Annotated in this window: 7 protein-coding genes; 5 read left to right on the top strand and 2 right to left on the bottom strand. The window is 65.3% G+C overall.

The window, feature by feature from the left end; genetic code table 11:
- Window positions 1–336: Rv1157c family protein (locus QOJ24_RS22765; RefSeq protein ID WP_526265400.1), on the top strand; the 336-nt coding region annotated here is incomplete at its 5' end.
- A gap of 101 nt (window positions 337–437) precedes the next feature.
- Here the strand turns inward: QOJ24_RS22765 and QOJ24_RS22770 are convergent.
- Window positions 438–584 (bottom strand): DUF1059 domain-containing protein, encoded by a 147-nt coding sequence (locus QOJ24_RS22770; protein WP_526265402.1) that lies wholly within the window; start codon window positions 582–584, stop codon window positions 438–440.
- A 32-nt stretch (window positions 585–616) separates the two neighbouring features.
- Between QOJ24_RS22770 and QOJ24_RS22775 the strand changes: the two genes are divergently transcribed.
- Window positions 617–1,276 carry a nitroreductase family protein gene (locus QOJ24_RS22775; RefSeq protein WP_526265404.1) on the top strand — a complete coding sequence of 220 codons (660 nt, stop codon included), beginning with the start codon at window positions 617–619 and terminating at the stop codon, window positions 1,274–1,276.
- A gap of 23 nt (window positions 1,277–1,299) precedes the next feature.
- Here QOJ24_RS22775 and QOJ24_RS22780 read toward each other — a convergent pair whose 3' ends face one another.
- On the bottom strand, window positions 1,300–1,914 hold the full coding sequence (locus QOJ24_RS22780) for an HhH-GPD-type base excision DNA repair protein (RefSeq protein ID WP_526265406.1): 615 nt from the start codon (window positions 1,912–1,914) through the stop codon (window positions 1,300–1,302).
- Between the two features lie 115 nt (window positions 1,915–2,029).
- Here QOJ24_RS22780 and QOJ24_RS22785 point away from each other — a divergent pair, with 115 nt between their 5' ends.
- The 3 genes from QOJ24_RS22785 to QOJ24_RS22795 all read left to right on the top strand — a co-directional run.
- A complete protein-coding gene (locus QOJ24_RS22785) occupies window positions 2,030–2,386 on the top strand; it encodes a DUF485 domain-containing protein (RefSeq protein ID WP_526265408.1) in 357 nt (118 codons plus the stop codon).
- Complete coding sequence (locus QOJ24_RS22790; protein WP_526265409.1) at window positions 2,383–4,023, top strand: monocarboxylic acid transporter; 1,641 nt, start codon at window positions 2,383–2,385, stop codon at window positions 4,021–4,023. Before QOJ24_RS22785 ends, QOJ24_RS22790 begins: the two co-directional genes overlap by 4 nt.
- A gap of 42 nt (window positions 4,024–4,065) precedes the next feature.
- Window positions 4,066–4,809: MFS transporter (locus tag QOJ24_RS22795; protein ID WP_526265411.1), on the top strand; the 744-nt coding region annotated here is incomplete at its 3' end.

The raw sequence follows: 4,809 nt of genomic DNA on the forward strand, positions 1-4,809 counted from the left end.
GCGACGGCCATCTCGGTGGCCGGGCCGGCCAAGATTCCGGCGCCCGGACCCGCAGCCGGCCAGACGGCCTACGTGTTCACCGCGATCGGGACGCCCGGCGCGGCGGCGGAGCAGAAGCTGCCGCTGATTGTCACCTGGGTCAACCTCACCACCGGTAAATCCGGCAGCGCCACGCTCAAGCCGCGGTCGGACATCAACCCCGAGGGCCCGACGACGCTGTCTGTCATCGCAGACACCGGGTCGGGCAGCATCATGTCGACGATCTTCGGCCAGGTGACCACCACCGAGAAGCAGTGCCAGTTCATGCCCACCATCGGCTCGACGGTGGTGCCCTGACCCCTGGCTTTCGCCGAAATAGCATTCCGGGCTGTCAGATCACCGGATCAACGACCAGGAATGCTATTTCGCGCGGCTAGTAGGCCGAGCGTTCGCAGGGGCTAGTAGGCCATGAAGAGGATGGCGTCCCGGTCGTATTCGCGGCCGGGATGCGCCTCGGAGAGGTGCTTCTGCGCCTTCTCGACGAGATCGTTCTCGTCCGACCCGGTGATCGACTCGCCGCACGGGCAGTTCAGGTGTGTCTTCATCCCTCCAGAATCCCACAGTCAAGATGTAGGCCATGGAGTTATACGACGTCATGCGCACCACAGGTGCGGTCCGCCGATTCACCGACGATCCGCTGCCCGACGAAGTGCTCGAACGCATCCTCGACAACGCCCGGTTCGCCCCAAGCGGAGGCAACCGACAGGGCGCCCGGGTGATCGTCGTTCGGGACAGGACGACCCGCGAGGCGATCGTCGACCTCAGCGTGACAGGTGCCCAGCGCTACCTCGCCCAGATCAAAAACGGCGAAGGTCCGTGGAACCCGCTAGCGCCCATGAGGGTTTCGCCGGAAGAGGTGGCCGCCACGGAGGTGCCTCCATACCTGGGCGCGCCCGTGCTAACCGCCGCGGCGGTCCTCGTCGTCTGCATCGACCTCAACGTCTGTGCGGCTTTCGATCAGCACCTCGACCGTATCGGCGTCATCCCCGGCGCATCCGTCTACCCGCTCGTCTGGAACATCCTGCTGGCCGCGCGCAATGAGGGCTACGGCGGCGTGCTGACCACCATGGCGGTGGCTGAAGAACCACGCGTCAAGGAGCTTCTCGGCATACCGGACGACTACGCGATCGCCGCACTGCTTCCGATCGGAAAACCGGCCAAACAGGTCAAAAAGCTCACGCGCAGGCCGGTTTCGGAGTTCGCCACCAGGGAACGGTTCGACGGCGCGCCGCTCTAGCGGCTACGTCGCGGCATCGGCGACTACTTCTTCGCGGCCTTGGCGGGACCCTTCCCCGTGTCACTGCGCTGCTGCCCCCGGGCGGCCTTCATCTTCTTCTTGTACGACCGCACCTTCTCCAGCGACCCGGCGTCGACGATGTCGGCCACCGAAAGGTGCGAGCCGGCCTTGCCGTAGTCGCCCGCGGCCTCGCGCCACCCCTTCGGCGTGACGCCATACTGCTTGCCCAGCAGTGCCAGGAAGATCCGCGCCTTCTGGTCGCCGAACCCGGGAAGCTCCTTCAGCCGCTGCAGTACCTCAGCGCCATCCGGTTCGCCCGCCGACCACACCCCCGCCGCCTCGCCGCCGTACCGGTCGACGACGATCTGCGCCAACGCCTGGATTCGTTTGGCCATCGATCCCGGAAACCGGTGAACGGCAGGCCGTTCCGCACACAACGCAGCGAACTTGTCGGGGTCGTAGTCGGCAATCTCGCGGGCGTCGACGCCGCCCATGCGATCCGCGATCTTCTTCGGGCCCGCGAACGCCACCTCTAGCGGTATCTGCTGGTCGAGCAACATACCGACGAGCAAGGCAAACGAATTGGACTCCAATAGGGCGTCGGCCGCCGGATCCTGTGCAAGCTGCAGTTTCGCCACGGCGACAGTCTAGATCGGCGGTTTGATCGTCTTTGCGACCGGGAACCCTCTCCTGTGAGCCAGCTCTCAGTATGCTGTGATCCGCACAATTTCACATCGAGGTCAGGAGTCCGCGTTGCCCGATACCGACCTTCCGTCCACAGCGCCCGCGGCGCCTGTGAGCGGTGAGCGATTCGTCGCCGTGCAGGCCAGTCCGGAGTTTCAGGAACTACGAGACAGGCTGCGCCGCTTCGTCTTTCCGATGACAGCAGTGTTCCTCCTCTGGTATTTCGCCTACGTCTTGCTTGGCGCGTTTGCCCACGACTTCATGGCCACCAAGGTGTGGGGCGACATCAACGTCGGCATCCTGATCGGCCTGGGGCAGTTCGTCACCACCTTCCTGATCACGTTCATCTACGTCCGGTTCGCGAACCGTGAGCTCGACCCGCGCGCCGAATCCATCCGCAACGAGATGGAGGGCGGCGCAGCATGAACGTCCATATCCTTGCCGCCGAAGGCGAGACGGTCGGCAATCCCGTCGCCAACATCGGTATCTTTCTGCTGTTCGTCGCGGTAACGCTGTTCATCGTCATCCGGGCCAGTAAGAAGAACGCGACGGCCGCCGAGTTCTTTACTGCCGGGCGGTCTTTCACCGGACCACAGAACGGCATTGCGATCTCTGGTGACTACCTGTCTGCGGCGAGCTTCCTCGGCATCGCCGGCGCTATCGCCGTTTACGGCTACGACGGCTTCCTCTACTCGATCGGGTTCCTGGTCGCGTGGCTGGTTGCGTTGCTCCTCGTTGCCGAATTACTGCGCAACGCAGGCAAGTTCACCATGGCCGACGTGTTGAGCTTCCGGCTCAAGCAGCGTCCGGTACGCCTCGCCGCAGCGCTCACGACGCTAGCCGTGTGCCTGTTCTACCTGCTGGCCCAGATGGCGGGCGCGGGCGGGCTGGTGGCTCTGCTGCTCAATGTCACCAGCGACATCGGCCAAGCCCTCGTCATCGCGGTCGTCGGAGGGCTGATGATCCTCTACGTCCTCATCGGCGGCATGAAGGGCACGACATGGGTGCAGATCATCAAGGCCGTCCTGCTGATCGGCGGCGCCGCGATGATGACGGTGTGGGTGCTGGCCAAGTTCGGCCTCAATTTCTCGGAGATGCTCGGCGCGGCCCAGTCCGCCGTTTCGGGTTCGTCCACCGGAGCCGTCGCCAAGCGTGACGTGCTCGCGCCGGGCGCCCAGTACGGCGCGAACCTGACGTCCCAGATCAACTTCGTCTCGCTTGCGCTGGCGCTGGTGCTCGGCACCGCGGGCCTTCCGCACGTGCTGATGCGCTTCTACACCGTGCCGACCGCCAAGGAAGCACGGCGGTCCGTCGTGTGGGCGATCATGTTGATCGGCGCCTTCTACCTTTTCACCCTGGCGCTGGGCTACGGCGCGGCCGCGCTCGTCGGACCGGACAAAATCCTTGCGGCTCCCGGGGCGCAGAACTCGGCCGCGCCGCTGCTGGCGTTCGAGCTCGGCGGTGTGGTGCTGCTCGGCATCATCTCGGCGGTGGCGTTCGCCACGATCCTCGCGGTGGTCGCCGGCCTGACCATCACCGCGGCGACGTCATTCGCGCACGACATCTACGCCAGCGTGCTGAAGAACCATCAGGTGACCGAGCGTCAGCAGGTGCGGGTTTCCCGCATCACCGTCGTCGTGATCGGCATCCTGGCCATCCTGCTCGGCATCCTGGCAGCCGAGCAGAACATCGCGTTCCTGGTAGCGCTGGCGTTCGCCGTTGCTGCCGCCGCCAACCTGCCGACCATCCTCTACTCGCTCTACTGGCCACGGTTCAACACGCGCGGTGCGCTGTGGAGCATGTACGGCGGCCTGATCTCGACGATCGTGCTGATCATCTTCTCGCCCGCGGTGTCGGGCGCGAAGACCGCGATGATGCCGGGCGTGGACTTCGCCTGGTTCCCGCTGGCCAACCCGGGAATCGTGGCGATCCCGCTGGCCTTCGTCCTCGGCATCGTCGGCACGCTGACCTCCTCGGATCGCGGCGACCCGGAGACCAATGCGGAGTTCGAGGTGCGGGCGCTGACCGGCGTGGGCGCAGAGAAGGCCATCACCGCGCACTGATCTGGTGGAATAGAGCAGGTGGCTGAACCGCTGAAATCCCACATGCTCGAAACCTTGCCGCGAACCCGCTACGCCTTCGTCCTGCTGGCATACGCCTTTGCGGCGATCATGGTCGGCACGACACTGCCGACACCGATGTACGCGCTGTACGCGGATCGCATGCATTTCGGCGTGCTGACCACCACGGTCATCTACGCAACATATGCGTTCGGTGTGCTGTTCGCACTGCTGGCGTTCGGGCGGTGGTCGGATGCCATCGGCCGCCGCCCCGTGCTGCTGGCGGGCACATTCTTTGCGCTCGCCAGCGCCGCGGTGTTCCTGGCCGCCGATTCTGTACCGCTGCTGCTGGTTGGCCGGGTGCTGTCGGGTTTGTCGGCAGGCATATTCACCGGCACGGCTACCGCTGCGGTCATCGAAGCGGCGCCGCTGAACTGGCACAACCGCGCTGCCGCGGTGGCGACCGCCGCCAATGTAGGCGGTCTCGGCGGTGGACCGCTGCTGGCCGGGCTGCTGGTCGAGTATGCGCCGCAGCCGCTTCATTTGACCTTCATCGTGCACATCGGGTTGGTTGTGCTGGCCGCAGTGGCTGTACTCGTCGTACCGGAAACGTCGGAGCGCACGGGAAGCATTGGTTTGCAACGACTTGCGGTACCGCCAGCGGTTCGTGCCACGTTCACGCTTGCGGCCATCGCCGCATTCGCGGGCTTCGCCGTGACGGGACTGTTCGCCTCGGTCGCACCGGCGTTCCTGTCCGGTGTGGTCGGCATCACCAACCATGCGGTGGCC

It is taken from the genome of Mycobacterium sp., assembly GCF_032159775.1.
Classification (GTDB): Bacteria; Actinomycetota; Actinomycetes; order Mycobacteriales; family Mycobacteriaceae; genus Mycobacterium.